At 70.4% G+C, this 26,717-nt stretch carries 25 protein-coding genes; 11 read left to right on the forward strand and 14 right to left on the reverse strand.

The window, feature by feature from the left end; all coding sequences use genetic code 11:
* Positions 1-231 precede the first annotated feature (231 nt).
* From ACMXN5_RS33085 to ACMXN5_RS33105, 5 genes are all read left to right on the forward strand, one after another.
* On the forward strand, positions 232-930 hold the full coding sequence (locus ACMXN5_RS33085; protein ID WP_439678573.1) for a thioesterase II family protein: 699 nt from the start codon (positions 232-234) through the stop codon (positions 928-930).
* 18 nt (positions 931-948) lie between these two features.
* On the forward strand, positions 949-1,773 hold the full coding sequence (locus ACMXN5_RS33090) for an SDR family oxidoreductase (RefSeq protein ID WP_439678574.1): 825 nt from the start codon (positions 949-951) through the stop codon (positions 1,771-1,773).
* 240 nt (positions 1,774-2,013) lie between these two features.
* The gene (locus tag ACMXN5_RS33095; RefSeq protein ID WP_439678575.1) at positions 2,014-4,755 is read left to right on the forward strand and encodes an amino acid adenylation domain-containing protein; all 2,742 of its coding nucleotides are present in this window, start codon (positions 2,014-2,016) and stop codon (positions 4,753-4,755) included.
* 578 nt (positions 4,756-5,333) lie between these two features.
* A complete protein-coding gene (locus ACMXN5_RS33100; RefSeq protein WP_439678576.1) occupies positions 5,334-6,041 on the forward strand; it encodes a helix-turn-helix transcriptional regulator in 708 nt (235 codons plus the stop codon).
* A 163-nt stretch (positions 6,042-6,204) separates the two neighbouring features.
* On the forward strand, positions 6,205-7,215 hold the full coding sequence (locus tag ACMXN5_RS33105; RefSeq protein ID WP_439678577.1) for an aldo/keto reductase: 1,011 nt from the start codon (positions 6,205-6,207) through the stop codon (positions 7,213-7,215).
* Between the two features lie 51 nt (positions 7,216-7,266).
* On the opposite strand, the gene ACMXN5_RS33110 is transcribed toward ACMXN5_RS33105, so the two are convergent.
* From ACMXN5_RS33110 to ACMXN5_RS33135, 6 genes are all read right to left on the reverse strand, one after another.
* Positions 7,267-8,472 (reverse strand): cytochrome P450, encoded by a 1,206-nt coding sequence (locus tag ACMXN5_RS33110; protein ID WP_439678578.1) that lies wholly within the window; start codon positions 8,470-8,472, stop codon positions 7,267-7,269.
* A 37-nt stretch (positions 8,473-8,509) separates the two neighbouring features.
* On the reverse strand, positions 8,510-9,475 hold the full coding sequence (locus tag ACMXN5_RS33115; RefSeq protein ID WP_439681330.1) for a PDR/VanB family oxidoreductase: 966 nt from the start codon (positions 9,473-9,475) through the stop codon (positions 8,510-8,512).
* A gap of 379 nt (positions 9,476-9,854) precedes the next feature.
* Positions 9,855-10,850 carry a hypothetical protein gene (locus ACMXN5_RS33120; RefSeq protein ID WP_439678579.1) on the reverse strand — a complete coding sequence of 332 codons (996 nt, stop codon included), beginning with the start codon at positions 10,848-10,850 and terminating at the stop codon, positions 9,855-9,857.
* Positions 10,847-11,449: an RNA polymerase sigma factor gene (locus tag ACMXN5_RS33125; protein ID WP_439678580.1), complete on the reverse strand. Its 603-nt coding sequence runs from the start codon at positions 11,447-11,449 to the stop codon at positions 10,847-10,849. Before ACMXN5_RS33125 ends, ACMXN5_RS33120 begins: the two co-directional genes overlap by 4 nt.
* A gap of 225 nt (positions 11,450-11,674) precedes the next feature.
* A complete protein-coding gene (locus ACMXN5_RS33130; RefSeq protein WP_439678581.1) occupies positions 11,675-13,210 on the reverse strand; it encodes a hypothetical protein in 1,536 nt (511 codons plus the stop codon).
* Between the two features lie 263 nt (positions 13,211-13,473).
* Entirely contained in the window at positions 13,474-14,343 is an 870-nt protein-coding gene (locus ACMXN5_RS33135; RefSeq protein ID WP_439678582.1) for an RNA polymerase sigma factor SigF, read from the reverse strand.
* A gap of 445 nt (positions 14,344-14,788) precedes the next feature.
* Between ACMXN5_RS33135 and ACMXN5_RS33140 the strand changes: the two genes are divergently transcribed.
* Positions 14,789-15,427, forward strand: a complete 639-nt coding sequence (locus tag ACMXN5_RS33140) for an ATP-binding protein (RefSeq protein ID WP_439678583.1) — start codon at positions 14,789-14,791, stop codon at positions 15,425-15,427.
* A 287-nt stretch (positions 15,428-15,714) separates the two neighbouring features.
* Positions 15,715-16,515, forward strand: coding sequence for a hypothetical protein (locus ACMXN5_RS33145; RefSeq protein ID WP_439678584.1), 801 nt, complete (start codon positions 15,715-15,717; stop codon positions 16,513-16,515).
* 186 nt (positions 16,516-16,701) lie between these two features.
* On the opposite strand, the gene ACMXN5_RS33150 is transcribed toward ACMXN5_RS33145, so the two are convergent.
* The gene (locus ACMXN5_RS33150; protein WP_439678585.1) at positions 16,702-16,824 is read right to left on the reverse strand and encodes a hypothetical protein; all 123 of its coding nucleotides are present in this window, start codon (positions 16,822-16,824) and stop codon (positions 16,702-16,704) included.
* Between the two features lie 46 nt (positions 16,825-16,870).
* Between ACMXN5_RS33150 and ACMXN5_RS33155 the strand changes: the two genes are divergently transcribed.
* A complete protein-coding gene (locus tag ACMXN5_RS33155) occupies positions 16,871-17,875 on the forward strand; it encodes a YdcF family protein (RefSeq protein WP_439678586.1) in 1,005 nt (334 codons plus the stop codon).
* Positions 17,876-18,759: 884 nt separating this feature from the next.
* On the opposite strand, the gene ACMXN5_RS33160 is transcribed toward ACMXN5_RS33155, so the two are convergent.
* The 4 genes from ACMXN5_RS33160 to ACMXN5_RS33175 form a co-directional block, all read right to left on the reverse strand.
* Complete coding sequence (locus tag ACMXN5_RS33160) at positions 18,760-19,002, reverse strand: hypothetical protein (protein ID WP_439678587.1); 243 nt, start codon at positions 19,000-19,002, stop codon at positions 18,760-18,762.
* A gap of 327 nt (positions 19,003-19,329) precedes the next feature.
* Complete coding sequence (locus tag ACMXN5_RS33165; protein WP_439678588.1) at positions 19,330-20,319, reverse strand: phospholipase; 990 nt, start codon at positions 20,317-20,319, stop codon at positions 19,330-19,332.
* A 262-nt stretch (positions 20,320-20,581) separates the two neighbouring features.
* On the reverse strand, positions 20,582-20,968 hold the full coding sequence (locus ACMXN5_RS33170; RefSeq protein WP_439678589.1) for a hypothetical protein: 387 nt from the start codon (positions 20,966-20,968) through the stop codon (positions 20,582-20,584).
* Between the two features lie 127 nt (positions 20,969-21,095).
* Complete coding sequence (locus ACMXN5_RS33175; protein WP_439678590.1) at positions 21,096-21,653, reverse strand: hypothetical protein; 558 nt, start codon at positions 21,651-21,653, stop codon at positions 21,096-21,098.
* Positions 21,654-22,177: 524 nt separating this feature from the next.
* Here ACMXN5_RS33175 and ACMXN5_RS33180 point away from each other — a divergent pair.
* Positions 22,178-22,384: a DUF6229 family protein gene (locus ACMXN5_RS33180; RefSeq protein ID WP_439678591.1), complete on the forward strand. Its 207-nt coding sequence runs from the start codon at positions 22,178-22,180 to the stop codon at positions 22,382-22,384.
* Positions 22,378-22,602, forward strand: coding sequence for a hypothetical protein (locus ACMXN5_RS33185; RefSeq protein WP_439678592.1), 225 nt, complete (start codon positions 22,378-22,380; stop codon positions 22,600-22,602). The genes ACMXN5_RS33180 and ACMXN5_RS33185 overlap by 7 nt, the downstream gene beginning before the upstream one ends.
* A 101-nt stretch (positions 22,603-22,703) precedes the next feature.
* Here ACMXN5_RS33185 and ACMXN5_RS33190 read toward each other — a convergent pair whose 3' ends face one another.
* Positions 22,704-23,279 carry a hypothetical protein gene (locus tag ACMXN5_RS33190; protein ID WP_439678593.1) on the reverse strand — a complete coding sequence of 192 codons (576 nt, stop codon included), beginning with the start codon at positions 23,277-23,279 and terminating at the stop codon, positions 22,704-22,706.
* 1,110 nt (positions 23,280-24,389) lie between these two features.
* Between ACMXN5_RS33190 and ACMXN5_RS33195 the strand changes: the two genes are divergently transcribed.
* A complete protein-coding gene (locus tag ACMXN5_RS33195; protein ID WP_439678594.1) occupies positions 24,390-24,581 on the forward strand; it encodes a hypothetical protein in 192 nt (63 codons plus the stop codon).
* Between the two features lie 263 nt (positions 24,582-24,844).
* Here ACMXN5_RS33195 and ACMXN5_RS33200 read toward each other — a convergent pair whose 3' ends face one another.
* Together ACMXN5_RS33200 and ACMXN5_RS33205 are read right to left on the reverse strand one after the other, a co-directional pair.
* Positions 24,845-26,065, reverse strand: coding sequence for a HEAT repeat domain-containing protein (locus tag ACMXN5_RS33200; RefSeq protein WP_439678595.1), 1,221 nt, complete (start codon positions 26,063-26,065; stop codon positions 24,845-24,847).
* Between the two features lie 297 nt (positions 26,066-26,362).
* Entirely contained in the window at positions 26,363-26,575 is a 213-nt protein-coding gene (locus ACMXN5_RS33205) for a DUF1737 domain-containing protein (protein WP_439678596.1), read from the reverse strand.
* Between the last annotated feature and the right edge of the window lie 142 nt (positions 26,576-26,717).

Consider the following 26,717-nt stretch of genomic DNA (forward strand, 5'->3'; position numbering starts at 1 on the left):
AAGCGCACGTCAAGCCGACCCCGCGGTTCGCAATTCGACTGGTCGGCCCCGGTGTTCCTTGCCAGTGCGGAATGCGCGCGGGATCATCGATTGCCGATGTCGGGCAATCCATCGACCGCCCGATCCGGCCGTCCCACCAGCCGAACCACGCGACGTCCCGTCGACGGGACAGACGCCGGCCAACGGTGCCCACAGTTCGCGGTCGACGGTTCGGGAATGCAGGAGGATTCCATGTCGGCAAAGCCGTTTTCATTGGTGTGTCTGCCGTTCGCCGGAAGCGGAGCCGGCTTCTTCCGGGCCTGGGCGGAGATTCCGACCCATGGCATCGAGGTGTTACCGGTGCAGTTGCCCGGCCGCGAAGAGCTGTTCCTGGACGAGCCGTTCACGGATGTGCTCGAGGCCGCGGCGTGGCTCGCGCCCCGAGTCGTCGATCACACCGAAGGGGCGGAACGTTTCGCCCTTTTCGGGCACAGCCTGGGGGCCGTGTTGTGCCACGAGATCGCCCGCGAACTCCTCCGACTGGGTCACCGGGGGCCCGACCACGTCTATGTCAGCGGCTCTCCGGGACCGTGGAGCGGCCGAGACCGTCGGGCGACCGGGCTCGACGACGACGAATTCCTGGGACGCGTACAGGAATTCGCCGGATATCGACACGCGGCGTTCGACGACCCCGATCTGCGCGAGTTGCTGCTGCCCGTACTGCGCGCGGACGTGTCCATGCACGAGGACTACCGACCCTCCTCGAACGAGCCCATCGACATCCCGTTCACCTCGCTGCGCGGCGCGGACGACGCCCTGGTGTCGAGCGAACACGCGCGGCAGTGGCGCGAGGTCACCAAGCGCGAGTTCCGATACGTCGAACTGCCGGGTGGGCACATGTATCTGGCCGACTCCCCCGAAGCGCTGCTGCGCACGATCGTGGGGGCCTGAACAACGGAGACCACGGGCATGGCATTACACGGCAAGACCGCCGTCATCACCGGGGCGGCCCGCGGCCTCGGTCGGGAATGCGCCGTCCGGTTCGCCCGCGAGGGCGCCGACCTGGTGCTGTTGGACATCGCCGAGGACCTGCCGGGGGTGGGGTATCCACTGGGCAGCGCGAGCCAGTTGGCGCACACCGCGAAGTTGTGCGAGGAACAGGGCGCCGCCGTGCTCCCCGCCGCCGTGGACGTTCGCGATCCGCTCGGTGTGCGCGGCGCGGTCGACGCCGCGCTGGAACGTTTCCACACGATCGACGTGCTCGTGAACAACGCGGGCATCGCCGCGCCGTCCGGCCTGCCGCTGCACGAAGTGAGCGAGGCCGACTGGGCATTGATGCTCGACGTCGACGTCACCGGCGCGTGGCGGATGATCAAGGCCGTCGTACCGTCGATGATCGAACGGCAAGGCGGCAGCATCGTCAACGTCTCCTCCACGGCGGGCCTGGTCGGATACCGCAATTTCGCCGGCTACGTCACCGCGAAGCACGGCCTGATCGGCCTGACCAAGGCCGCGGCACTGGACTACGCCCCCTTCCGGATTCGGGTCAACGCGCTGTGCCCCGGCTCGGTACGGGACGATCCCCTGGTCGAGGGCCGCATGCTGGCGGAGATCGCCCGCTCGCTCGACGTCCCGGTCGACGAACACGAGGAGATCTTCCTGCGCGATCAGCCGATGAACGCACTGGTCGAACCGGCCGACGTCGCGGGGGCCGCGCTCTGGCTGGCCGGCGCCGACTCCCGCCGGGTGACCGGCACCGTCCTCACCGTCGACGCGGGCTTCACCAGTCGCTGACACCGGGAACACGGCCCGGCGCGCACCGACTCCCGGCCTCGGCACACGAATCGGCCACGGATCGCAACGGCGAATCGCACGCCGGTCGCGACGACGGCATTCGCGAACCACACTCGGAAACGGCAGGAGAACCGCACGATGGCGACAGCTACGCACGGACCGCTGCCCACGGCTGATCGGGTCGACGCACCCGGGTCGTCGGCATCGTCCCGACCGGGACGCGACTGTCACAGTCTGGTCGTGCGGCTGCGCGACCCGGTCCCGAGCGGCGAGGAGATCCGTCGACGACTGGACCGGGCGGGCCGGCGGTGGGGCGCGCCGGATCGGTTGCCCCTGGCCGAGGTGAACGTACCCGTTCCGCGCGAGGCCCCCGGCGCGCGGGCGCGGGTCCGGCGCGAGGCGCTGCGCCCGGTGCGGCAGGGCCCGTTCCCGTTGCGCGTCGTACTGGTGCGCCATGCCGACGCGACCGCGGATCTGGTCCTGGTCGCGGCGCGCGGGCGCTTTTCGCTCGCGGCCCTGCACGAGGTCGCCGACGTGGTCGTGTCGGACGCCGAACCGGGCGAAGCACTCCCGCCGCCCACGAACGCGTCGACGTCGAGCGGCCGGTGGCCCAGGGTGGATTGGGGACTGGGCGATCCACGCCGCGCCGGCACGATCGGCTCGCGCCAACTGGCGCTGCCCGCGGGCGCGGGGGGCGGGGACGCGGTGCGTACGGCGGTTGCCCGCACCCTGGCCGGATACGGCGGGGTGGCCGATCCCGAGATCGGCGATCCGGACGAGGTGCCCGCCGGCCCCGGCGGCACGCTCCCGCCGGTCGGGGTGGTGATCACCCCCGCGCGCGTGGACCGCACATATCTGCCCACACTGACACCGGCCTTCCCGATGACCGTACACGGCGTCGAGGGCGCGGACGGCTCGTTCGAGGGCTGGTGCCGGTTCGACGAAGGCACGATCGCCCCGGAGGTCGCCGAGGACTTCTGCGCGAGTGTGGTGCGCCTGGCCACGGGGCCGGCCGCCGACCCCGACGCGCCGTTGTCGTCCCCGCCGCCGCTCGTGGACCCGGCGCACGTCGAGCGGATCCTGCGACTGGGCGGCGCGGGCGTTCCCCCCGGCGATACCCCTCGGATCGACCGCCTGTTCGAGACGGTGGCCCGGCGGCACCCCGACGCCGTGGCTCTGGTGGCCGACGACGGTGAACTGACCTACCGTCAACTCGACGAGCGGGCCGACGCCCTGGCCGCCGGATTGCGCGCGTCGGGCATCACGGCCGGCGGCATGGTCGGCATCTGCCTGGACCGGAACACCCACCTCGTGGTCGCCATGCTGGGCGTCCTGAAGGCGGGCTGCGCCTATGTGCCGATGGACGCCGGGTATCCCCCCGAACGCCTGCGCTACATCGTGGCGAACGCGGGCCTGCGCGTGGTGCTGGCCGGTGACATCGAGGCGTTCCCCGCCGAGGGCGACGTCCTGGTGCGGCGACCGGCGGACGTGATCGCCGCCGCCGACCTCGCTACCGTCCACGGTCCCGACGACGACCATACGGCGCACGACCACGACGCCCCCGCCTACGTCATCCACACCTCGGGCTCCACCGGCCGCCCCAAGGGCGTCGTCGTCCCGCACCGCAACGTCACCGCCCTGTTGGCCGCGACCGCCGCGGACTTCTCCCTGGGCCCGGACGACGTCTGGACGCTCTTCCACTCCAGCGCCTTCGACTTCTCGGTCTGGGAGATCTGGGGCTGCCTGCTCACCGGGGGACGACTGGTCATCGTCTCGTACTGGGTGGCGCGCGACACCGAGGAGTTCCACCGACTGCTGGTCGAGCAGCGGGTCACCGTCCTGAACCAGACCCCCTCGGCCTTCGCCCAACTCGCCCGCACGGACCGACGGGCGACCGACGAACTGGCCGTGCGACTGCTGATCTTCGGAGGTGAGCCCCTGGACACGGCCGTACTGGGTCCTTGGTTCGCGCGTCATTCGCATACCCGTTGCCGCGTGGTGAACATGTTCGGCATCACCGAGACCACGGTGCATGTGACCGCGCAGACGATCACCCCGGCCGACGTCGTGGCGGGCTCGCGCTCGGTCGGCCGCGCGCTGCCGGGCTGGTCGGTGTCGGTGCGCGACGAACACGGGCGGGTGCTGCCTCCCGGTCCGGCGGGCGAGATCCACGTCGGCGGAGCGGGGGTGGCGCTCGGATACCTGGGTCGACCGGATCTGACGGCGCAGCGCTTCATTCTCGACCCGGTGACGGGCGAGCGTCTCTACCGCAGCGGCGACAAGGGCCGGCTGCGTCCCGACGGGCGACTCGACCACCTCGGCCGGCTCGACAGTCAGGTGAAGATTCGCGGACACCGCATCGAACTGGACGAGATTCGCTCGGTATTGGCCGCCGATCCCGAGGTCGGCGCGGCCGTCGTGGTCGTCAACCAGGCCACACCCGGCGATCCGGCGACCAGTCGCATCGACGCCTACGTCGTCCTCACGACAGGCTCCGACACCCGCCGGGTCCTCGATCGCGCCAAACGCATCCTCCCCGACTACATGACGCCCACCACCCTGACCGAGATCCCCTCCATCCCACTCACCGACAACGGAAAGCCGGACCTGGCCCGACTCCCCGCACCCACCGTCGGCACCCCCGACCACCGGCCGGACCCGGTCGCCTCCGATCCCCTGCCTACGGCCGAGCCCGACGGGCTCGCCGCGGCGGTCCTGGACATCTGGAGCCGCTGCCTGAGGACCCGGGTGACCAGGGAGGACAACTTCTTCGAAATGGGCGGCAACTCCCTGCTCGTGGTCCAGGTACTCACCTCGATGCGCGAACGGCGACTCCCCCGCGTCTCGACCCGCGACTTCTACAGAAACTCGAACGCCGGCCGGTTCATCGCCCTGGTCGAACAACGACTCGAGGCGTCACGACACGACCCCGACGCGATCCCGCACGCAAACCCTCCGGAAATTCCCGCCGACGCCGTGTAAGCCCCCGGAAAGGGGCACGACATGCTCATGGCGAGGTCCGCCCACCTGCCCGTTCCGGACCGAGTCGGTCCTGCCCGCATCGAAACGTCGGAGTGAATCCGAGTTCCGGAAACGCCCGGCTCGGTCGATGAACAAGCACCACCGGGAGTTCACGAGTACACACCCGAGAAGAAGCCCATTCCGCGCCGTCGCCACAACCCTTGCGAATTGCACGGAGATCGCCCGGATACTCGGCCGTCCCGGCAATATCGTCCAGGGCATCTTCCGTCACACGGCTTTTCCCCGACACGTCGTTCGGGGACCCGCGGTCCGCGGGGCAGGCGGGCGCGGGCCGGGGCGTCCGGGGAATACGGCCGAGTGGGCCCTTGCTGTGTGGATCCGTGGGTGGCGCCGAGGGGATCGAGGGTCTGGGGCGGGTGGCCGCCATGTGTCGGGAGACCCTGGGTGACGGGCCGGGGATCGGACGTCCTTTGGCGGAGGGTTCGTCCCTCGGCGTTGTCGAGATCATCTGTTGTGACGATCGGCGGTCGTTTCGTCCGCCGATTTTGGTTTCCGAGCCCGAAGCCGGGGTCACGCGGATGCTGCTGGTTCGCTCCGGTGGGTTCTTGGCGCGGGTCAACGGCCGTGAGGAGTTCGCCGATCCGGTCACGGGATTTGTGCTCCGCCAGGGCGATGAGGTGGCCTTCGCCCACCCGGCTCACACCCGCGACATCAGCACGATGCTCGATCTCGGCCAGGACGTCTACGGTGACCTCCCCCTGCCACCGGCCCGGAATCCCGTCGTACCGGTTACCGCCGCGCTCGATCTGGCCCACCGGCGACTGGTCTCCGCCTGCCGGGCCGGGATCGACCGCTTCGAGGTCGCCGAGCGGGTGCATCACCTGCTCGCCACGGCCCCCACCCCGCACGCTCCGGCACGGACCGGGCGGCGCGCCGCCACTGTCCGGGCACACCGCAGGCTGGTCGAACACGCGCGGGCGGTGCTCATCGACGGGCCGCCGACGGTGAGCCTGGAGGAACTCGGCCGCCAGGTGGGCTGCTCCCCCTTCCACCTCAGCAGGGTGTTCCATCGGGTCACCGGGCAGACCCTCAACCACTACCGCAACCAGCTACGGGTCCGCGCCGTGGTCGAAGACCTCGCCGAGGGACACTCCTCACTGCGGACACTGGCCGCCGACTACGGCTTCGCCGACCAGGCCCACCTGACCCGCGTGTTCAAGCAGCACACGGGACAGGTGCCAAGCGCGGTCCGGGCGATGCTGAGACCGGCCGGCCCGGTTGAGTGAACACGCTGAATGCGCACAAGAATCTTCTACGCCGCCGCGGCACGACTCCGTGATGATCATCAACATGACAACCGCCGCTGCGTTCTCCGGCCTTCGATCCGGAGCACGTTGCGGAAGTGCTGTCCACGGTGCCACCGGCCAGGCCGAATGAGAGGGAACTCCCGTGAAATACCGCACCATCGGCGCCGATCCGGCGACGCGGCGTGAGGTGAGCGTGCTCGGTCTCGGCGCGATGTTGTTCGGCACGACCATCGACGAGGAGACGTCTTTCGCGATTCTCGATCGGTATGTCGAGGCGGGCGGCACGTTCATCGACACCGCGAACAACTACGCGTACTGGAACACCGGCAGTCGAGGCGGGGAAAGCGAGGCGCTGCTCGGCCGCTGGCGGCGCAGCCGCGGCGTCGGCGAGGACATCACCATCGCCACCAAGCTCGGCGGCCGGCCGACCGCCACCACGAAGCCGACCGGCTCCACGAGCAGGCTGGTCCCCTCGGACGGTGTCGAGGGGGTGAACGCCAAGGTGATCCGCGAGGCCTCGGCCGCCAGTCGCGAGCGCCTCGGCGTGGACAGGCTCGACCTGTTGTATGCGCACATCGGGTTCCCGGACGCGCCGTGGCAGGAGATCGTCGAGGCGTTCGGCGCACTGGTCGCAGACGGCACGGTCGGCCTGCTGGGTGCCAGCAACCATTGGGCGTGGAGCGTGGAGCGGGTCAGGAATCTGGCCGCCGACGCCGGCCTGCCCGGCTACGAGGTTCTCCAGTACCACCACAGCTACCTGCGGCGACGGGGGGACCTGCCCGGCAGGCGCTCCCCGGACGGGGAGATCGGCACGGTCTCCGGTGACCTGCTCAGCTATGTACGGGCCGAGCCCGGCCTCGCGCTGGTGGCCTACTCCCCGCTGCTGGGCGGGGGCTACGTACGCCGGGACAAGCCCCTGGACGCCGGATTCGACCACGCGGGCACGCCCGCCCGCCTCGCCGCGCTGCACCAGGTGGCCGAGGAAACCGGGGCAACCCCCAACCAGGTGGTGCTGTCCTGGCTCATCGGCGGCGAGATACGGGTCATCCCCCTGGTCGGCGCGTCCTCGGTGGCGCAACTGGAGGAGAGTCTGGCGGCCGTGGATCTGGAGCTGACCGGGGAGCAGCGCGCCAAACTGGACGCCGCATACTGAACCCCTCGGAAGTGAGGGACGGCGACGGGGTGCCACCGGGCGGTGAGTGGGTCAGCGGGCGAGGGTGACGGTGACCGGCACGGAGGCGAGCGCGTTCATGATGTTGTTGGGACGGCGGCGTACCGGCCCGGCGAGTTCGATGTGCTCGACGCGGGCGGCCAGGGCGGTCAGTACCGCCTCCGCCTCCAGGCGGGCGACGTGCTGCCCGACGCAGTGGTGCAGGCCCATGCCGAATCCTACGTGCCCGGACGGGTCCCGGGTCGGGTCGAAGACGTCGGGATCGACCCAGCGCCGCGGGTCGCGGTTCGCCGACCCGAGAAACGTGAGGACCTTGCGGCCCGCGGGGATGGTGGTGCCGGCGATGCGCATCTCCCGCGTGGTGGTGCGGAAGAACTTCTGTACGGGGGTGTGCCAGCGCACCGCCTCGTCGAACGCGACGCGGGCCAGTCGCGGGTTCTCCCGCAGCGCGGCCCACGCGCGCGGGTTGGTCGCGAAGGCGAGCAGGGCGGCGCCGATGCCGTGCACCGTGATGTCGACGCCCGCGGTGAGCAACGACCGCACCACCAGCGGGGCTTGCTCGTGGGTGATGTCGCCGCGGTCGGCCGCGGCCCAGATCCGGGCGCCGAACCCATCCTCGGACAGCGCCTCTCGGGCACACGCGGCGTTCACCCAGGCGGAGAGTTCCGGCACGCGGGGGGCATCGGCGGCGACGAGGTCGTTGCGCGGACCGAAGGCGTTGAACGCCATGTTGCCGTAGGGGAGCAGGTTCTCCCGGCCGTCGCGCCCGATGCCCACCGCGTCGGGGAACACCCGCAGGGGGAAGACCTGGGCGATGTCGGTGAACGCGTCGAACCGGGTCCGGGTCAGCACCCGATCCACGAGTTCGCCGGCCTCGGCGTGCCAGGACTCGCGCAGCGCCGCCAGGGCCGGCGGCCCCAGGACGTTGCGCAGGACCCGACGCGGGGCGTCGTGGTGCGGCGGGTCGGCCTCCAACAACAGGCTGGGAGTTCGCCACGGCTTCTCGTGCCGGAAGTCGCTCAGGCCCACACCGGCGGCGGACTCGAACCCCTGCCAGTTCGAGAGCACTTCGTGCACCTCGGCGTACCGGGCCACGGCGTGCACGTCGTAGCGGGAGAGATACACCAGGGGGCCCGCGTCCCGGAGCCGGGCGTGCAGGGGCGAGGGGGCCTCCAGCACGTCGAGGGCGTACGGGTCGTCGTCGACGACGGGCAGCGTGCCGGCGGTGGTGTCGGTCACCGGATTTCTCCTTCGATGTCGAATCGGTTCCGGCGCGTCACAGGTCCAGGACCAGACGCTCGTCGAGGGAGCGGGACACGCACGGCAACATGCAGGCCCCGGCGGCGCGTTCGTCGTCGGTGAGCACCGTGTCCCGGTGGTCGGGGCGTCCGGCCAGGACCGGGGTCAGACACGTGCCGCAGGTGCCCTGGCCGCATGAGGTGAGCACGTCCACCCCCGCCTCGCGCAGCGCGTCCACCACCGACACCTGCGGCCAGACGGTGACGGTGCGCCCCGAGCACGGCAGTTCGACGTCGAAGGGCAGGTCGCGCACGGGAGCGGACAACGAGGTGGAGAACCGTTCGGTGCGCAGCGCGTACGGCGGCCAGGCCCGGCAACGCTTCTCCACCGCGGTCAGGAGCGCGGCGGGCCCGCACGCGTAGACCCTGGTGTCCGGTCGGGGTTCGCCCAGCCACGCGTCCAGGTCGAGGAGACCGTACTCGTCCTGCGGGCGGATGTGCACCCGCTCGCCGTGCGTGGCGAGTTCGTCGGCGAAGGCCATCGACGTGCGGCTGCGGCCGCCGTAGAGCAACCGCCAGTCCGCGCCGACGATCCGGGCCTGGCGGATCATCGGGAGCAGCGGGGTGATCCCGATGCCGCCGGCGATGAAGAGGTAGCGCTCGGAGGGTACGAGGGGGAAATGGTTGCGCGGCCCGCCGAGGCCGACGAGATCGCCGGGCGAGAGGCCGTCGTGCACGTGGACCGATCCGCCGCGACCGTCCGCTTCGCGCAGGACGGCGACGCGGTAGGTGTATGCGTCCCAGCGGTCCCCGCACAACGAGTACTGGCGGGTGGTGCCGTCGGGCAGGACGAGGTCGATGTGTGCGCCGGGTGCCCAATCCGGCAGCCGCAGGCCGCCGGGGCGGCGTAACGTGAGGGCGACCACGCCGTCCGCCACGGTCTCCTTGGTGACCACTTCGAGCGCGGTGGACCCGGCCGTGGATTCCGTCGGGGCTTCGGCCACCAACTGTGTTGTTCGGAGCACATGTTCCTCCCGAGAAGTCGGTTGGAAAAACATACTGTCTCGTGGACGCCGGGGCCAGGTGATGTGCGCGCGAAGGCCGAAATGCGCAGGGGCCATCCCGAACTCACATACTCCGCAAGCGCGTTACTGTGCCTTGTCGGTAGGCGAGCAAGCCGTCCCGGTAGACCACCGGCAGGGCGCCGATCCATTCGCCGGTCTTCGCGTCCGTCGGGATGGTCGCGTAGCGATGCCGGCGCTCGAGGGCGAAGTCGCCCACCCTCAGGACCCGCGGAACCCCGCGACGACGGGAGCGGGAGCCGCATCCGCAGCGCGGTCGACCACGAGAGCGCGACGCCCAAGGCGCGGGACCGCCACCTGGTCAGGATCGGTCGCCGGCGGTCCAGGGCAGTGCCGGGCGGCATGTGGCCGGGTCGGGTTCGGCGCGGCCCTTGTAGTTGAGCACCCGGCCATCGGGGGTGCGGACACATTCCGCCGACCCCGGTTTCGGGATGTCGCGGTCGGAGTCCCACACCAGCTTGCCCGCCGCGTCGTAGCCGCGGATCCGGGGAGTTCGCCCGGCCTGGAACGCGTCGGCGGCCTCGTGCGTGTACCCGACGGTCTCCGCCGCGTACCAGACGCCGCCCGACATGATCGCCGCGCGCTCGCCGCTGCCCCGGTCCATGGTGATCCGCGCCACGGGGGCGTTGTAGCGGCCTGCCGCGTAATCGGTCCAGCTGGAACCGGACTTGGTACCGCCGCTGTTGTCCACCTCGATGGTCCCCGTCAGCAGTTCGAAATCCGACTGGGCCCACTGGGCCACGGGCGACGTCGAACCCGAACACTGCAACGCATGCCGTCCGGCCGGGTCGACCGCGACGGCGTAGATGTGCCCGGGCTCGCCGGCCTGCGGGCTGCGCACCGTGAAGTACGGGCGGTATCCGCTCGCGGCGGTGGGGGTGGATCGGGAGAGGGCACACGCGGCGACGAATCGGGCGGCATCGGCATCCGACACCGCGATCTCGGCGGGCACAGGCACCTGCCCGAGCGGCAGCCGGCGACCCACGACGGAGGGCTCGGGGCCTGTCGCAGAGGGCCCTGCCGACGGCGAGCCTGCCGGTCCCGGGACCCGGGTGGCCCGGTCGTCGCCGGAGATCCCGAGCAGGACGCCGGTGACCAGGCCCGCGACCGTCGCCGCGGCGGCCAGTGGCAGCAGTACCCGGCGCGGCGGTATCAGCCGATCCTGAATTCGCCGTCGGGTCGTGGGCAGTCGCGACGACTGGGAGTCGGTAAGGGGGAGGAGGGCGAGCAGTTCGGCGCGGCGGGCTGCGCTGTGCGGCAGCTCCCGCTCGGCCGGGATCGTGTTCGAGGACTTCACGATGTCTCCTCGGCGATGGCGTGGGTGTTGCGGGAGGACGGTGCGTGTTCACGCAGGTCGTCGCCGAGTCGGCGGCGCGCGCGATGCAGACGCGACTTGATGGTGCCCACGGCCACGCCCAGTGCGGTGGCGGCGGCTTGATGGTCCAGTCCGCTCCACACACACAGTTCGATCACCTCGCGTTCGTGCGCGGGCAGGCGGGCGACGGATCCGCGCAACGCGACGAGGACGCGTTCCTCGTCGACGCGATCGGCGACGTCCTGGGCATGGTCGGGGACCGGTGACGGCGTGGGAAGGCGCTCCTTGAGCGCCTGATAGCGACGACGAGCCCGCCCGCCATTGGCGGCGGTGTTGCGGGCGATGCCCAGCAGCCACGGCAGCGCGCTGTCCCGGTCCAGGGTGACGGCGCTTCGATGACGCCATGCCTGCAGGAAGACGACAGACGTCAGATCCTCGGCCTCGACCCACGAAGCGGTACGGCGGGACAGGTAGTTGAAGATCGCACGGGAGTGTCGGTCGAAGATGACCCCGAACGCCTCGGGATCACCCGCGCACGCCCTCTCCCACAACTCGCGGTCGGATATCGCGGTGATGGTCACACCCTGTCTTGTCCGACGGGCCACCTCGGGTTCCCGAGGATCGCACAACCGTCCGTACTCGAAGGCCGCAGGTGGTCGGAGGTTCGGCGCAGGACGAGGGAGACGAAAGCCGAGGTCACTCGCGGCCGGGCGGGCCTGGGCCGGGGCGTCGCCGATCGATCCCGCGTCCGGCGTGAATGTCGATGTCGAGGATGCGCCGGAAGCGGCAGAGATCCGCTCCTGTGTTCAGTCGATGTCGTAGGGCTCTTCCTCGCCGCCGGTGGTGGTGTCGATGTCCTTGTTCGGGATGCCCGCCGGGCTGTTCTTCATGGACGGCTCGGCAGCTGCGGGCGGCTCCGCAGACGTTGTGACGAGGACGATCCGAACCCCGTCCATCGACCTGGCTGCGCCGGCGGGGCGGGGGCCTGGGGCCGGGACCGGCGACGCGAGGCCCCCGCGGGGCGGCCGCAGTGCGTTGGGGGGCGCGCCGGGAGGGGTGGTCGGTGGGCGGTGTCCGGGTGGGGGTGGCGGGGCTTTCGGGTCGGGCGCCGAAGCGGTGGGTGGCGCTTCGGCGGGCGGAGTCCAGCGGGCCGGCGCGGTATCGGCGGACGCGTCTTCGGCGATGGGCGGGAACGGGAGCGGCGGCGGGGGTGGTTCCGCCGGTGCGGGTGGTACGACGCCGAGGGCGGGCCAGGTGTCGCGGACCTCGTCCAGGAAGGCGCGGTGGTCGGTGCCGTGTGCGTACGCTGCTGCGCTCAGCGCGTCGAGGGCGGCCCGCAGGGAGTCCGGCTCGGCGGCGCCGAGCAATGCCGGGAAGGCGAACGCCTGTTGGAGGGCGTTGTGGGTGGTGCCGTCGGGGAGGGTGATCGTGGTGTGTGGCACGTTCGGGTCCTCGAGCAGGCGCCGCCACGGTTCGGTCGGGTCGTCGAACGGCGCGGGCAGCGGTGCGCCCGCGTCGAGTGCCGCCAACGCGGGCGCGATCCAGTCGATGTCGGCGAGCCCCGCCAGGGCATAGGCGCGATGGGCCGCCCAGCGGGCGATCGCGCGTTGCGTCCCGTCGTCGATGCGCGCGATGGCGTGGACGAGGTGCACGTCGAGCATCCGCATGCCGTGGACGTTTCCGCCCACCCGCCGCAATCGCTCCGTCGGCAACCGGCCCGCCCACTCGCGCAGTTCGTACTCCCGGACACGCTCCGCCCTCTCGCGGGCCTGTTCCTCGCGGGCCGCGCGCGCTTTCGCCGCCCGCTCGTCGGGCGTCGGCGGTGGTGGCCGGTCCCGGGCGATCCTGTTCCAGTAGGCCGCCTGGTCGCTGGTCTGCCTGACCACGCGGTCCGGTTCCGCGGGCGCGAGCCAGAACTGCAGGAGGTAGCGGTCGACCGGCGGTTCGCCGGCGAAGACCACGCCGTGGGCGTTGGCCTCGTCCATCCCCATCGCGCAATAGCGCACACGATGGTCGACCGGGTCGAGTTCGAACTCGCACGCGTCCGCGTCGCCCCACTGCGCCAGCCGCACGGTGCGGCTCTGCGGGGTGAAGGGGGCCTCGACCACATCCTCCCACCGCCCGTCCACCTCGGGCGGGCCGTCGTGGACCTCGATGGTCAGCCCCACACTGCCGGTGTGCATTCCGGTCGTCAGGAACAGATACCCCTCCACCGCGGCACCGCACAGACCGTTGACCTGCCCCGCACAGTGGTCCTCCTCGATCGCCGACCACTGCGCGCGGCTGTCGACGTACATCTGCATGTACGCCACGTCCACCGAACCCTCGAACACCGTCCGCACGAACCCTCCCCCGAAACGTCACCGGCCGCGCGTCCTCGACTCGGGCCTCCGAGCGTCATGCTGACGGAAGGCACCGACAACACGAGCATCGGCGCAGGCCCGGCTCGGAGGTCCGCCGGGAGCGTCGTCCCATGCCGGACGAGTTCGCGATACGGGGGTGTGCGGTGCAGCTCATCGCCGTCGAACTTGTTTCCTCGGTCGGTCCCCGGCCGGCTGCCGGGCGGGCCGCGATCGGATGCGCGGGCCACACGCTCCGCGGGGGTTCAGTCGGCGAGGAGTTGGGTGCGCAGTCCCGCGAGGGTGCGGGACAGGAGACGGGAGACGTGCATCTGGGAGATGCCCAGGCGTTCACCGATCTGGGACTGTGTCAGGTCCTGGCCGAAGCGCATGGACAGGATGTCGCGTTCGCGCTGCGGGAGCGCCGCGATCAGCGGCTTGAGGGTGTGCAGGTTTTCGGCGAGGTCGTATCCGGGGTCGACGAACGAGGCGCGCGAGGCGTGGACTTCGGTGGGGCCGTCGTCGCCGGCCGGGGCGTCGAGGGAGGCGGCCGTATAGCCCGCGGCGGCGGTCAGGCCCTCGACGGCCTCCTCGACGCCGATGCCGAGCTTGTCGGCGAGTTCGGCGGGGGTCGGTTCGCGGTCGTGTTCGGTGGTGAACGCGTCGCGGGCCTTGGCCAGTTCCAGACGCAGTTCCTGCAGGCGTCGTGGGACGTGCACGGCCCAGGAGGTGTCGCGGAAGAAGCGCTTGATCTCGCCGGAGATGGTGGGGACGGCGAAGGTCGGGAACTCGACGTCGTAGGAGGGATCGAAGCGGTCGATGGCCTTGATCAGGCCGATAGTGCCGACCTGGACCATTTCCTCCGCGGTCTCCGGGCGCGAGCGGAAGCGCCCCGCGACGAATCGCACCAGAGGGAGGTTGAGTTCGATCAGGGTGTTGCGCACGTACTGGTATTCGTGTGTGCCCTCTTCCAACACCCGCAGCCGGTCGAAAAAGATCTTCGACATCGCCCGCGCGTCGGTCGCCGAGACGCTGCCGGGGTCGTCGACGATCGGCAGTTCGGCGAACGCGCCGTCCTCGGCGGCGGTCGCAGTCGTGTCGGGGACCGGGAAGGCGGTCGCGGCGGTGCGGTTCATGTCGGCGTCCTCCTGCTTTCGGACCGGCGGTGGGCCGGAGCATTGTGCCCCACGCTGCGGGACGTACACCCGTTCAGGGGGCCGGATTCTGCGCCGACGGCAGTGCCGCGTCCCTCGCCCCACGGGGGCCGACATCCGAAATGCGGCATTCACGGCGCCGAGTGCCGAACCGCTCGACCGGGTGACGCTTGAGGCGCCGGGGGCCGGGCAGGTGTGCGGGCACGACGGTGTCGATTTCGGGGAGAGGTTGGTCGATGGTGTACGAACGAGCAGGTCACGGGCTCTGGGATGGATCCGCGGATTCCTGCTTCGACTCCGCGCTCGTTGATCGTCCGGACAAGGACGTGGGCGAGTCGTTCCGCGTCCGCGTCCTTGTCCGTGTGCGTGGGCCGGGGTCGCACTGCGGCACCGTCCACCATCGACCCACGTCCCTGTGAGAAAGGTCATGCCCGGGCGTCGTCGAACCCTCGTCCGCAGGCGCGTGCCGCGACGCACCGGGGCCTGTGCCCAGGCCCGTCGGTATGTACGAGCCACCCTCACCGACTGGGGTTGGAACGAGGATCGTGTGGCTACAGCCGTCCTCGTCCTGTCGGAGATGTTGACCAACGCGCAGTTGCATACCGACGGGGAAGTGATCCTGACCGTGCGCCGGACCGCGCGCGGGGTGCGGTTGTCCGTCACCGACACCGATCCCCGGACGCCGACCCGACGCGACACCGGTCCCGAACACCAGGGTGGGTTCGGCCTGCACATCCTCGATACCATCACCACCGACTGGGGCATTCGCAAACACCGGGGCGGCAAGACCGTCTGGGCCGACTTGGTCGCCCCCCACCCCGACGCGCGCCGGCATCCGCGTCCGGTGCGCGCCGGACTCGGGGCCGCCACGATCCGGGCGGCGCTTGGCTCGATGCGTCGGGCGGGTCCGGCGGTGGCCCGCCGAGCGGCAGTGCCACGTCGATCGGGGGCATGGGTACGGCGGCGCGGCGACTCCTCGGTGCGCGGGTGGGTGCCGGCGGCGATGCGGCGGATCCAGCGCGGCGGTTCACGCCTGATGCTGGTGGACGTCCTCGCCGCGCTCTGACCCCGCGCGGAGGACACGCCTGCCGGGGCCGAAAGCAGCGTACGCGGTCGGTGGCTCCGCCCCGGTTGGTGAGCTTGCCAAAACCGCACCACCTCTTCGGCTCTCAAAGAGCACCTCTGGCATCCCTTGAGTACCGTCGAGCGCCGCCGGGTTGCACGCCGCAGCGGGTTCACCGGTCGGCATACATCCTCGAACTGCGGGCAGCAACGGCTTACTTGCGATCAGATGCGATCGATCTGGGGGATGCAATGAACACGAATATCAATGCCCGGACCCGTGGACTGGCGGTGGCCTCCGTTGCGGGACTGCTGCTGCTCGCCGGCTGTGGTAACGACACGAAGGACGACGAGAAGACCGCCCCGGCGGGCGATACCGCCGCACCGCCACCCGGCACGTCGAGTACCGATCCCGGAAAGAACTCGGGCTCGGCCGAGGACGACAACTCCAAGCTGGACGACGCGACGCTGCGCACGAAGGTCCAGGCGTCCGCAAGCGCGACCAAGACGGTGCACACCGTGGGCACTGTGCACGGCCGGAACGGGGAGACCCGGTTGGACCTGCGCGTGGACAACGTCACGAAAAACTACTCCGGAACGTTGACCGCCTCGGGTCGGACCGTCGAAGTGATGCGGCTGGGGCCGGACATGTATCTCAAGGCCGGCGCGGACTTCTGGACCAAGGACGCGAAGGTGAGCGACCCGAACGTGGTCGCTCTGCTCCAGGACAAGCACGTCAAGCTCAAGGCCGACGACCCCAGGTTCAAGGACATCACCGCGATCGCGAACCTGGGCGACATCAAATCGACCGTGAGCGATTGGGGCCCCACCGTCCAGCGCCGACCGGAAGCGGACGTGAACGGCAAGCGGATGGTCGTTTTCGCCGACACTGATCCCCAGGACGGCGAGACTCTTCTGTACGTTCCGGCGAAGGGCGATCCCGCTCCGGTTCGCATGGAGAACAAGAGCCCCACGGACGGCGGAACGATCGACTGGAGCGAACATAACAAGCCGGTGACCGTCACCGCCCCCGGCCCGGAAACCACCGTCAACCTGCCCACCCTGACCGGTGAGACCCCCGCCGCGGGCTGAGCCCCGCGTGCGCGGTCGAACACTTCGCGGAGAGGCCCGACACGAGGTCGCCTGCGGGGCCCTGGTCCGGTGCTCGCGGAGCGCGGGGGCGAGATCGCGCACGGCGGCGACACGATGCCGTCGACGGTCGGGTTCACGGACTGGGCCGGCTGACGCGGGCGCGGTCGGCCGCCGACCGCGCCCGCGTCAGACCACAGACCCCAGGGGCGCGCCGAAGGTCGGGCCGAGGAGTTCCGCGTCGGCGTCGGCAGCACGAAGCAGCCGGGCCGCGGCATCAGGGTCGTCGAACATGTCCACGGCCTTGTACACCGCGACCTCGTCGCAACCGTGGCGCGTTCGTCCGTAGGCTTCGGCGGTGCTCGCCTACCTTCTCGCCGCGCTGTTCTTCCTGTTCTGCCTCGTCGGAGTCGTCCGCGACCGACGCCGCTTCGGCAACGCCGTTCTCCTCGGCCTGTCCGTCGTCGCCCTGATCGTCGGGCTGCTCGGCGAACTGCATCGTATGCCTGAGCGCTTCGCCGACGTGGTGACGCTCCTGCTCCTGTTCCTACCGGCCCTGGGCCTGCTCCTGCTGGCCGGCGCGCTGGTGTCGAACGGCGTAACGATGGTGCGAAAGGAGGGAGTTCGTCTCGCGAACCTGCTCTCGTTGCTCGCCGGGCTGACCATCGTCGGCGTGATCGTCCTGCTCGTGACCGCCCTGTTCATCCGCTCGCGCACCCTGATCGTGATCGCCGGCACCGTGGTGCTGGTGGTCGGCTACGTGTCCTTCCTTCTGCTGTGCTTCCTGGGCTACGCCTTCCTCTACGAACGGTTGCGGGTGCGCCGATCGGTGGCCTTCGTGGTCGTACTCGGCTCCGGCCTGGTCGGCGGCAAGACGGTCCCGCCCCTGCTGGCCGCCCGACTCGATCGCTCGCGAAGGCTCTACGACGCCCAGGTCGCGCGTGGGAACCGGCCCATGCTCATCACGTCGGGCGGCCAGGGCCCGGACGAAGATCTGCCGGAGTCGCACGCGATGGCCGACTATCTCATCGCCCAAGGCGTACCCGCGGAGCGAATCGTGCGCGAGGACCTTTCGCGGAACACCGAGGAGAACCTGCGCTTCAGCAAGACGATCATGACGAAGATCGATCCCGACTACCGGTGCGTGATCATCACCAACAACTTCCACGTCTTCCGTGCCGCACTGACCGCCCGACGTACCGGAGTCCGCGGCCAGGTGGTCGGCGCGCCGACGGCGAAGTACTTCCAACCCAGCGCGACCATCCGCGAGTTCGTCGCGGTGTTCCTGACCTACAAGGTCGTCAACCTCGGCGTGTGCCTGCTCATCGCGGTCTCCGGAGTCGCCGCGTGGCTGTGGCGCTGACCGACGCCCGGAGGGCGCGCTACACGTCGCCCCGTCGTCGGTACCGCCGTCGGGCAGTGCGAGCGTGCCTCGTCCGCGACGAGGAGCACGCGTCCGTCGTCGGGGAACAGCCTCCCCCTTGACGTCCCATCCATGCGGTGTCACCAACATGAGGGTGCGCGGGCGCCCGACCTGCGCCAACCACCGCAGGATGGCCGCAGTGGCCGCGTCCACACCGACCTCGGCCGGCACGTCCCGACCGGTTCGCTCCCACGCCTCGCCGTCGGCCATCACCAAGTCGGCCCACGCCTCGCCCGGACTGAGTACGGGGCCGTCCACACGCGCCGGCAGCCGGGCGAGTTCGTCGCTGTACAGGTACCGGACCTCCGCCATCCGCCGCAGCACTGCGATCAGGCCGCCTGTCGGCGGACGCCCGCCGGCGAGGTGGGCCTTGACGGTGGGAGGAGTTGGCCGTCGTATCCGGAATGCCATTGGCGTGAGGCTTCGGTGAGCACGGTGGGGAGGAGTGCCTCGGGTGGTCCATCCGGCGCCCGACCCGCCCATGGACACCGCTCGCAATGCCGCCGCGTGTTCCCGCCATCGCAAGCTCGGGGGCTCGGCGCTCGCCTCGAGGAACGCCTGAGGAAATCCCTGCCGGGGACCGGCGCGAGACCGATCCGCGCCACGTCGGCGCGGCCCACCACCAGAACCCGAGGCGTCTGCTCATGCTCACGTGATTCGCGTCGGCAACGACCGACTCGACGTCTCCTGGGGGCCCATGGTGTGCGGCGAGGGCGACCTCGCCCTGAACAACCGGACGCGGCGATCACCGCCTGGGTGGCCGGTCGCACGGACGTGCCGAGGATCACCCTCGCGGCAGGCGCTCGCGACGGGTTCGGAGTCGGTCAGGCCGCGTAGTACACGTACAGCGAGAAACCGTTCGCCCCGTTGCCGGGACACGAGTACGAAGTTGCCCCCATGTAGTGCATGTACAGGTTCCCTTCGTTCTGGCACTCGTACAGATAGCGATACGTGGCGACGTACACGCCGCCGCCCGCCTGGGCCGGGCTCGCCGCCGCGGAGACCACTCCGAGGGCGGCCGTCGCCGTGAGGAGCAGGCCCGCCGTACGTCGCTTCAGGCTCGACATGTCCACCGCTTCCTTTCGTGATCGGGCACTCGTGCGCACTCATGGTTCATGTGGGCGGAAAGCGGGGGCAAGCAATCACGCAAATTGGCCGACGGCCAAGCGCTTTGTCCCGCAAGGGTGTTCGCCAATCGCGCGATCGGGAGAATTCGGCGCGGCGGCACGCGTCCGGTACGGCGGGTGCCTCGCGCGGCGCCGGAGCCGCCACGACCGGTGCCGCACATGGATCCCGCCACCCATCGGCGCTCGGGAGGGCCGTCGGCCGGATGGCGGCCGACGGCCCGTCCGGGGGCGCGCGACGGTATTCGTCCGGCCCCGGACCGCATGGTGCTACCTGAACATGCGATCGCTGCTGTTCGCCATGCGATGGGTGCCGCTGTGTGCGTTCACCCAGTCACGAACCATCTTCACGGCGTTGCCGCACTGCCAGTTGTCGTCGTAGTCGCGCACCCCCGTGTAGGCCCCGTAACCCGCGATGATGCCGTCCACGCGTGCGTCACCCAGGAGCTTGTCGACGTACCAAGGGTCGTTGTAGGTGGTCGTCCAGGACAGGGTGGCCGCGAGGCGTCCGGCCGCGCGGTCCGCCGCGCCCTTCTTCAATTCGGCGCACGTGTTCCAGGTGGCCTCGGTGCAGTTGCCGAACCCCTTGGAGATGTCGCTGTCGCCGTAGTCCATCGCCCGCCGGCCGGCCGGGAATCCGGAACCGGATCGGGCGAAAGCGTTTTGGACCTGGTCGCGGGTCCCGGTCGTGGTGATGCCCTCCAGTGGGCCGAGCCTGCCCTCCAGGCTCTTCCAGCCCCTGCCGCCGACGTCCGGGGTGTTGCCGCCGTGGTACTCGTAGAAGCCGTAGAGCACCTGGATCCCGGCCCCAGTCAGGCGCTGCGCCTTGTCCCGCAGTCCGGCGACACTGCACGTGCGGTTCGGCGCCTCCCCGCAGTAGTTCGGGTCCTTGATGTCCAGCCACACCAGCGCCAGCCGGCGCCCACGATTGGCGTTGGACAGAATCCGGTCGATCATCGAGTCGAAACTGGGGCCCAACCGATTCTCACCGGCCGACGAACAGTCGTGCCAGGCACGCCACTCGTTCGGATTCCACCAGGCGCAGACATCGATCTCGATGGCGTTCGCACCGTGGTTGATCGCGGCGTCCACGCCGTCGAGTGTGTCGACGCGATGCGCGATGTCATAGATCGCCTGACGCTGATCGGCCGCTGCCGCCGGAGTCGTCCCGAGTGCGGTGGTGGCGAGGAGGGCACACAGGGCGGCCATCAGCGCCAGTAACGTCCGTGGGCGGGTGACACGCCACAGGTGGGGGGTCAAGAAACCACTCCTTCGTATCGGCTTGCCGAAGCGCACAACCATGGGTCGTCGACATTCACGTCGGCGTCGGCGTCGCGCGCGGGGCGCGCCGGATCGGCTGCCGTGGGGTGCGGCGAAAACGCTCGCTCGATGAGCCGATCGGGGTCCCAATCGTGATCACCGCAACCTCGTGGGCAGTTGACGAGTCGGCTGCCGGCGCCGGGTTCTCGACGCGAGCATCCACAAACGTCACGCCGCGGTCACGCTTCAGGTTGCATCGGGATTACGTACGGCCGCCGTGCCGTTCCCGACGGGAGCCGCGGCCCATGGCATTGACCACGAGCAGTTTGGCGGTCGACGAGATCCGGGGCCGGAGCGTGCACGGCCCGCCGCATCCGGTCCACGAACGTCTCCGGCGTGAATCCGGACCGCAGGCCGGCCCGATCCAGCGCTCCTCGGAATCGACGTTGCGCACCCGGAAGGTCGTCGTCCCCGGCCGTACGGCGCCCGCCTCCGGGAGACTCGGTTCGGTCGCCGAGGCGGTCACCTCGACCGGAACCGGCCGCGTACCCGCAGCCGACGTCGGCGCCGAGGATCCCGCGACCAACACCGCGACGGCCAACGCGATGGCCGTCAACAGCCGCCGCACATATGTGTGTTCGGTACTCATGGCGAGACTGCAACTTCGAGTTCACTTGAGGTCAAGGGCCGGTGAACCGTCACGGAGGAGACCGACCGCGCCCGGTACGTCGCCCGGCGTCGCGGCACCGGCGGAGGCCGTGGCGCCTGCCGGCGGATCAGGAGAGGTGGGTGAGTTCCACCACGAGTGGCCCGCCGGCTTCGGTGAGGCCCGCTTCGGTCGCGCACTGTGGCTTGGGCAACGGTGACAGCGTCCGAGTGGTGACCGTCGTGTCGCCGGCGAAACGTCCGGACCGGACCTTGCCCCTGAAGACCGCCGACCGCCCCCCGCCGACCGGGGTTTCGACGCCGCCGGATTCCTCGAGCGTGCTGATGCCGCCGTCGTCCCAGGTGATGGTCGTCGTGCGCGTGCGGGTGCCCCCGTCACAGCTCATCAACCCCGACAGGGTGGACGTGACGCGGCCCGAGGCGGGCAGCGCGCCACCGAACGGCAGGCAGGACGTCAACTCGCCACTGCCCTCCCCCTCGACCTGACGCAGCGTCGAGTTCAACCCCGGAGTGAACGTCTCGGTCTGGAACCCGGTACAGGTCTGCACCACGGGCACCGGCAGTGCGCGCGCGGCGGATTCGGCCGGACTCGCGACGCCGGCCACGACGAACGCCGGCACGGCCGCGAGACCGAGAAGCCCCAGGCCCAGAAGTCGTGTGCGGTTCATGGGTCAACCTCGCAGATGGGATGTGTCCGTGGCGGCGGAGGGGCCCGGCCCCACCATTGCCATCCTCGGGCGCGGACACGTGGATCGTCGGTTCGCGGCGGACACCGCAGTCGTGCAACGACGCGGACCCGGAGGGGAGTTACGGCTGATCACCCGAAAGGCTGAAGCGGTGTACGGGCCGCCGGCCGCGGGACGACGAGGACGGCACACGCAACGTCACCGAGCGACGTCCGCGGCATCCGGCAAGCCGTCCGGCGCGTGACGACCGCCGGTGGCCGCGCCCGACTCCCGGCACACGTCCGCGCCGGCGGCGTCGTGCGCAATGACGGACGGGTCCGGATGGGCGGGGGGCGGCTGCGTGGGTGCCGGACGACGGTGACGGGCCGGATGCCGGCACGGTCGAGCGCCCGGGAGGCGAAACGACCTCGCCGTCGACTCCCGCTCGTCCGAGGTTCTTTCCATCGTGTCCTGGCGTTACGGTGTGGTTTCCGTACTGTGTTTCGGATCGGATGAGAGGTGTCGCCATGCGCACGACATCGAACGAGATCCCCGTCCGCGAGATCATCGACGCTTGGCGCAGGGGTGCCGAAGCGCCCCGGGGTCTGCCGAACCCGGCCGGCTCCCGCTACGTCGGAGGCTCGGCGACCGAGCGCGCACTGACCGAGATCGACGTCGCCGCCCAGACCTGCGGCACGGTGTGCTCGGTCTCCCGTACCCACACGTGTTGTTGAACCGGACGGATCTCCGCACCACGATCGTCGCCGCGTCCCGGACGACGTTCGACGACGTACCGGCGATCAATGCGCGCGGCGTGTTCCCGGCGATGAAGTACGAGATCCCGCACCTGATCGCCCGCGGGGGCGGGGTCGTGGTCGTCGCGTCCTCCTCGGCGGTGGACGTGGTCCGGCCGCCGGGGCCGCCTACTCGGCGAGCGCGCTCCAAGGTCTGATGGAGGCCGTGGCGCCGGAGTATGGCGACCTGAGCATCCGGATCAACGCGATCACGCGCGCCGCGGCGTCCGCGTACGAGTGACGCGGTGGGTGTTCGTCGTCAGGGGGCGTACAGGTCGGCGACCAGCGGGGCCAGGTCGGTGTTGATGCCTCGAACCAGGGCGTCGATCGCCTCGCGGGCCCGGGTGTACACACCGGGATCCTCTTTTCGGGGGAGCCTCGGCAGTTCCCAGCCGCCCGCGGGGACGACGACGGTCGCGGTCGCGACCACCACCGGGCTCTTGCGGCTCGGTTCGCCGACCGACTGATACGGCCCGGCTCCGGCGTCGTGCACGTCGACGGCCCAGTCTCCGGCGCGGGGCCTGCGGGCCAACGCCTGGTGACGGATCGGCAGCACGGCCACGGCGATCGGTCCGCCTTCCTCGTAGTCGACCTCGATCCGGATCTGCGCGATGTCGGGGCGGAGCCGGACGTACCCCGGTTCCATGATCGGTTCGGTCGCCACGCGCCATGCCCAGGCGACGAACTCGCCCACGTCGTCGACCGCGTCGTCCCACTCGGGCAGGTTCTTTCGCAGGTACGCGTCGTACCCGAATCCGTCGGCGGTCCGGACGCGGTCGTCCTCCGCGTCGATGCGCACGATCGTGTGGTCGTTCCACTCGTGGCTCGTGGTCACTTGCCTCCCCTTCCATCGGATGGGTTGTTTCCGCCTCGGCCTGGTGTGGTGCGGGGCGGATCGTTCGCCGACTCTCGTCGCAGGGCGCCAAGTGTGGTGGAACGGATCGACGAGGCACAGGAGTTCGGACACACAGTCGATTCTTGGCAAGTACGTCATGGGCGTCGCGTATCGCCGGCCCGCCACTCGCGCCGCGCATCGCCGCCCTCCTGATCTGGACGGCCCGGCCGAACTCGGCCCGGCGAACCGCCCCTACGCGCCTGCTTCGACCTGTCCCACCGGGCTGCCTCCCGGATCGGGGCGCGCGGGTGGTGATCCCTCGCCGGGGCCGGTCGGCGCGTGACCCAGTCAGAGCCCGGCCGCTCGAACCCCGCTGGTTCGAGTCGCTGACAACCGCGACCAGGTCGTCGCCGACGAATCCGACGGACGCCGAGTACCAGTACCAGGGGCTGCCGTCCTTGCGCTTCCTGCCCGCGAACTCGACGGTCCGCAGGACCTTCCCGCCTTTCCGGGTATCCACGAACGACAGCTGTTTGCACACGCCCGTGCCGGTGCCGTCGTCGTACACGGTCCACGCGATCCCACCGACGCCGTCCTTGTTGACGCCCTTGGTCATCGCACATGGCTTCAGGCCCGGCGCCGGCGGCGTGACCTTGCCGATCCCCCGTCCCGTCGCGATGTCCAGCATCTTCACGGCGGTGCCCGAAGACGAACAGCGTCGACCCGGACGCCCCGGTGCCCAACGCCTTGTCGCGCGGCACGTCGCTGTTCTTGTTCTTGTTCGGGTCGAAGTCGTCCGGCTTGTACTCCCCTATGGACTTGCCCTCCGGCGTCTTGGACGGCACCGCGGACGCGCCCGCCGGCGCCCCCGCACGACCGCCTTCCGGCTCCCCGGCGCCATCCCCTCTCGAGCACCCGGCCACCCCCGCTGGCGCAACCAACTCCCGGCGCAGCAACCCGAATCGAGGAACCGACCCGCGACGTGGACGCAACGACCGAGGCCGCCACCGGACTGCACCCCACCCGCCGTGAACTCGCCTCCAGGCTCGAGTCCTGGGATGCCCCCGAGTCTGGCTCGACGCCCGACGGCTCGCGGTCTGAGGGTTCGGCGTGGACGAGCAACTGCTCGACGATGTAAGGACCTTCGACGCGGAATCCGGGACGGAGACCGATTGGTTCCCCAGACCCGTCACCAACCTCGCCGCCGACGACACCCTCCTGCGCTCCCCCCAACCGCACTTGGCCGTCTACGAGATCGCCACCCGCCCGCGGAGGCGCACGCCGAGTCCGAGGAGGACCTGATCGGGATCAGGGCCGGTGACTACACCGGGGTGACCGACGGTCTGGGGGATCCGGTACGGCCGTCCGATGGGGAGGGATCGTGAGCCGGCGGATCCAGTACGCGAACGCGGCGGAGGGCGCTCTTGCCAAGCTCTCGGACTCCCGTCGCCGCGGCCGACGCCACGATAGGCCGCTACGGATACGGCTCCTCCCCCATTCGAGGCGACCGTGACCGCCGCGGGACCACCAGCCGGCCTTCGGGGTGGCCGAGGGTCGCAACGGGGTCAGCGGTATCCGGCGCGGTGTCGGTACACGTCGTAGAGCAGCCAGTGGTAAGGGGAGTCCTCGTCGGCGGGATCCAGGCGCTGGAGGGTCTCGTCGCCGCGGGGGTCGTCGCGCAGGGCCAGGCGTGCCGCAGCCTCCACACGTACGTACTCGACCGGGTCGGTGAGGCGTGCCGCGAGCAGATCCGTGATGTCGGGGGTGTCCGGTGGGGCGAAGGCGAGGGCGCGGCAGGCCAGTTGGCGGACCGTCGCATCCGTGTCCTTGATTCGCTCCATCACCGCGGGCAGTGCTTCGGGGCTCCTCCTTTCGATTGCGGTGCCCAGGCCGTTCGTCGCCCGCCACCGGACTTCGGCGTCGACGTGGCGGGAGAGTACGCGAAGTGCCTCGTCGGTGCGTGGGTCCTGGGTGTCGACCAGGCCGGCGGTGAGGATCCGGGCCACGCGGGGATCCGGCTCGTGTGCCGCCCAGGGCAGGAACAGGTCGACGAGCGGCCGGTCGTACGGGGTGCCCTCGTCTTCGTCGAACAGGTTCGTGCAGCGGAGCACGTCCGCGCCGAAGCGCCGCTCCAACGGGTCCGATCGGTCGCACAGGCCGATGGCGGCGTCCCACACGGTCGGGTCGTGACGCTTCACGAGCGTGTACACCGTCGCCCACCACACCTCGTGGTCGACATCGGGTTCCGCCAGGGCACGCGAGAGCAACTCCTCGAAGGACGGACGGATCCCGTACAGCGGCTCCAACGAAGTGAGGACGGCGGTGTGTCCGTCCCTGACCGTCAGGCCCCCCGACGACAGTTCCGCACAGGACGTCCCGGAGTACAACCGCCGAACGGTTCTGCGCGCGACCTGCGCCGAACCGCTTCTGCGGCGCAACTCCGTCTCGACGCCCGTCTCGTGCCAGTACCGGGCCAACGCAAGGGCGTCACGCCCCTCGGCATCCGCGACCCACAGCTTCGCACCGCCCCCGATGAGACTGTCCAAGATCTCGCAGGCGCCCCGGTCGATCGCGCGCAACAACGGCGTGCGACCGTCCGGCCCGGCGTGGTCCGGACGAGCCTGCGCGAGCAGCACGTCGACCATGGGAAGGTCGAAGGCGTCCACCGCCAGGCACAACGCCGGAGTGCCGCGCTCGTCGACAGCGTCGGGATCGGCACCCGCGTCCAACAACGCGCCCGTCAGCCTCGCGTCCCCACTGCGCACCGCGGCTATCAGTGGCTCCACGCCCAAGGATTCCCCTCCGCTTCGACAAGCCGCATCCTTAACCCACCACATGCTCGGGACCGAAACCAGGATGCCGGCGGATCGGCTCGGCTCTTCCTCCGCGTCGGCACCACACAGCAAGGAACCGGGCCCGAGTTCGAGCACGATACCCAGCGGATCCGGGCTCGGCGAGTTCTTCTCATGTCTCCATCCGCTCGCGTGAAGCCGAACGAACCCGGCTGGAGGGATCCCCAGACGGCGCGAGCCTCCGGCGCCTCGCCGCCGTGGCCCCGTTTGTATGTCGCCTGCCGATTGGGATTACTGCGGGGCTTTTTCGGGATTCGTTGCTGTCTCTGTCGGCCAGAGCAATGCCTGGGCGACGATGACATTCTCGCCGTCGAAGGTGACGGCGGGCCCTTCGTGCAACGCGTAGCCAAGGGTTATGGCCTCGCTCACCCGCCGACAGAACCCGACGTCGTCCGGCCCGGTGATGACGCGATAGATCGGCAATCCGTCGGGCGGCGTGCTCATGAGGAGGAACCTTCCCGGCGTGCCCGCCCACCGATTCGGTGGGACGGTCCGTCCCGATGTCGTGGCTTCCCGGGGCGCTGGGCAGGTGCCACGGCCGGCTCGGGGGCGGTCGCGCGAATGTGTGAAGGGCGATGGCTGATGC

Source organism: Embleya australiensis, from assembly GCF_051903075.1.
Classification (GTDB): domain Bacteria; phylum Actinomycetota; class Actinomycetes; order Streptomycetales; family Streptomycetaceae; genus Embleya.

What these genes read in the sequence shown, in the direction of transcription:
- ACMXN5_RS33085 (WP_439678573.1), top strand. Translation starts at nt 232, where the DNA reads ATGTCGGCAAAGCCGTTTTCATTGGTGTGTCTGCCGTTCGCCGGAAGC.
- ACMXN5_RS33090 (WP_439678574.1), top strand. Translation starts at nt 949, where the DNA reads ATGGCATTACACGGCAAGACCGCCGTCATCACCGGGGCGGCCCGCGGC.
- ACMXN5_RS33100 (WP_439678576.1), top strand. Translation starts at nt 5,334, where the DNA reads ATGCTGCTGGTTCGCTCCGGTGGGTTCTTGGCGCGGGTCAACGGCCGT.
- ACMXN5_RS33135 (WP_439678582.1), bottom strand. Translation starts at nt 14,343, where the DNA reads ATGAACCGCACCGCCGCGACCGCCTTCCCGGTCCCCGACACGACTGCG.
- ACMXN5_RS33140 (WP_439678583.1), top strand. Translation starts at nt 14,789, where the DNA reads ATGCCCGGGCGTCGTCGAACCCTCGTCCGCAGGCGCGTGCCGCGACGC.
- ACMXN5_RS33160 (WP_439678587.1), bottom strand. Translation starts at nt 19,002, where the DNA reads ATGTCGAGCCTGAAGCGACGTACGGCGGGCCTGCTCCTCACGGCGACG.
- ACMXN5_RS33170 (WP_439678589.1), bottom strand. Translation starts at nt 20,968, where the DNA reads ATGAGTACCGAACACACATATGTGCGGCGGCTGTTGACGGCCATCGCG.
- ACMXN5_RS33175 (WP_439678590.1), bottom strand. Translation starts at nt 21,653, where the DNA reads ATGAACCGCACACGACTTCTGGGCCTGGGGCTTCTCGGTCTCGCGGCC.
- ACMXN5_RS33180 (WP_439678591.1), top strand. Translation starts at nt 22,178, where the DNA reads ATGCGCACGACATCGAACGAGATCCCCGTCCGCGAGATCATCGACGCT.
- ACMXN5_RS33205 (WP_439678596.1), bottom strand. Translation starts at nt 26,575, where the DNA reads ATGAGCACGCCGCCCGACGGATTGCCGATCTATCGCGTCATCACCGGG.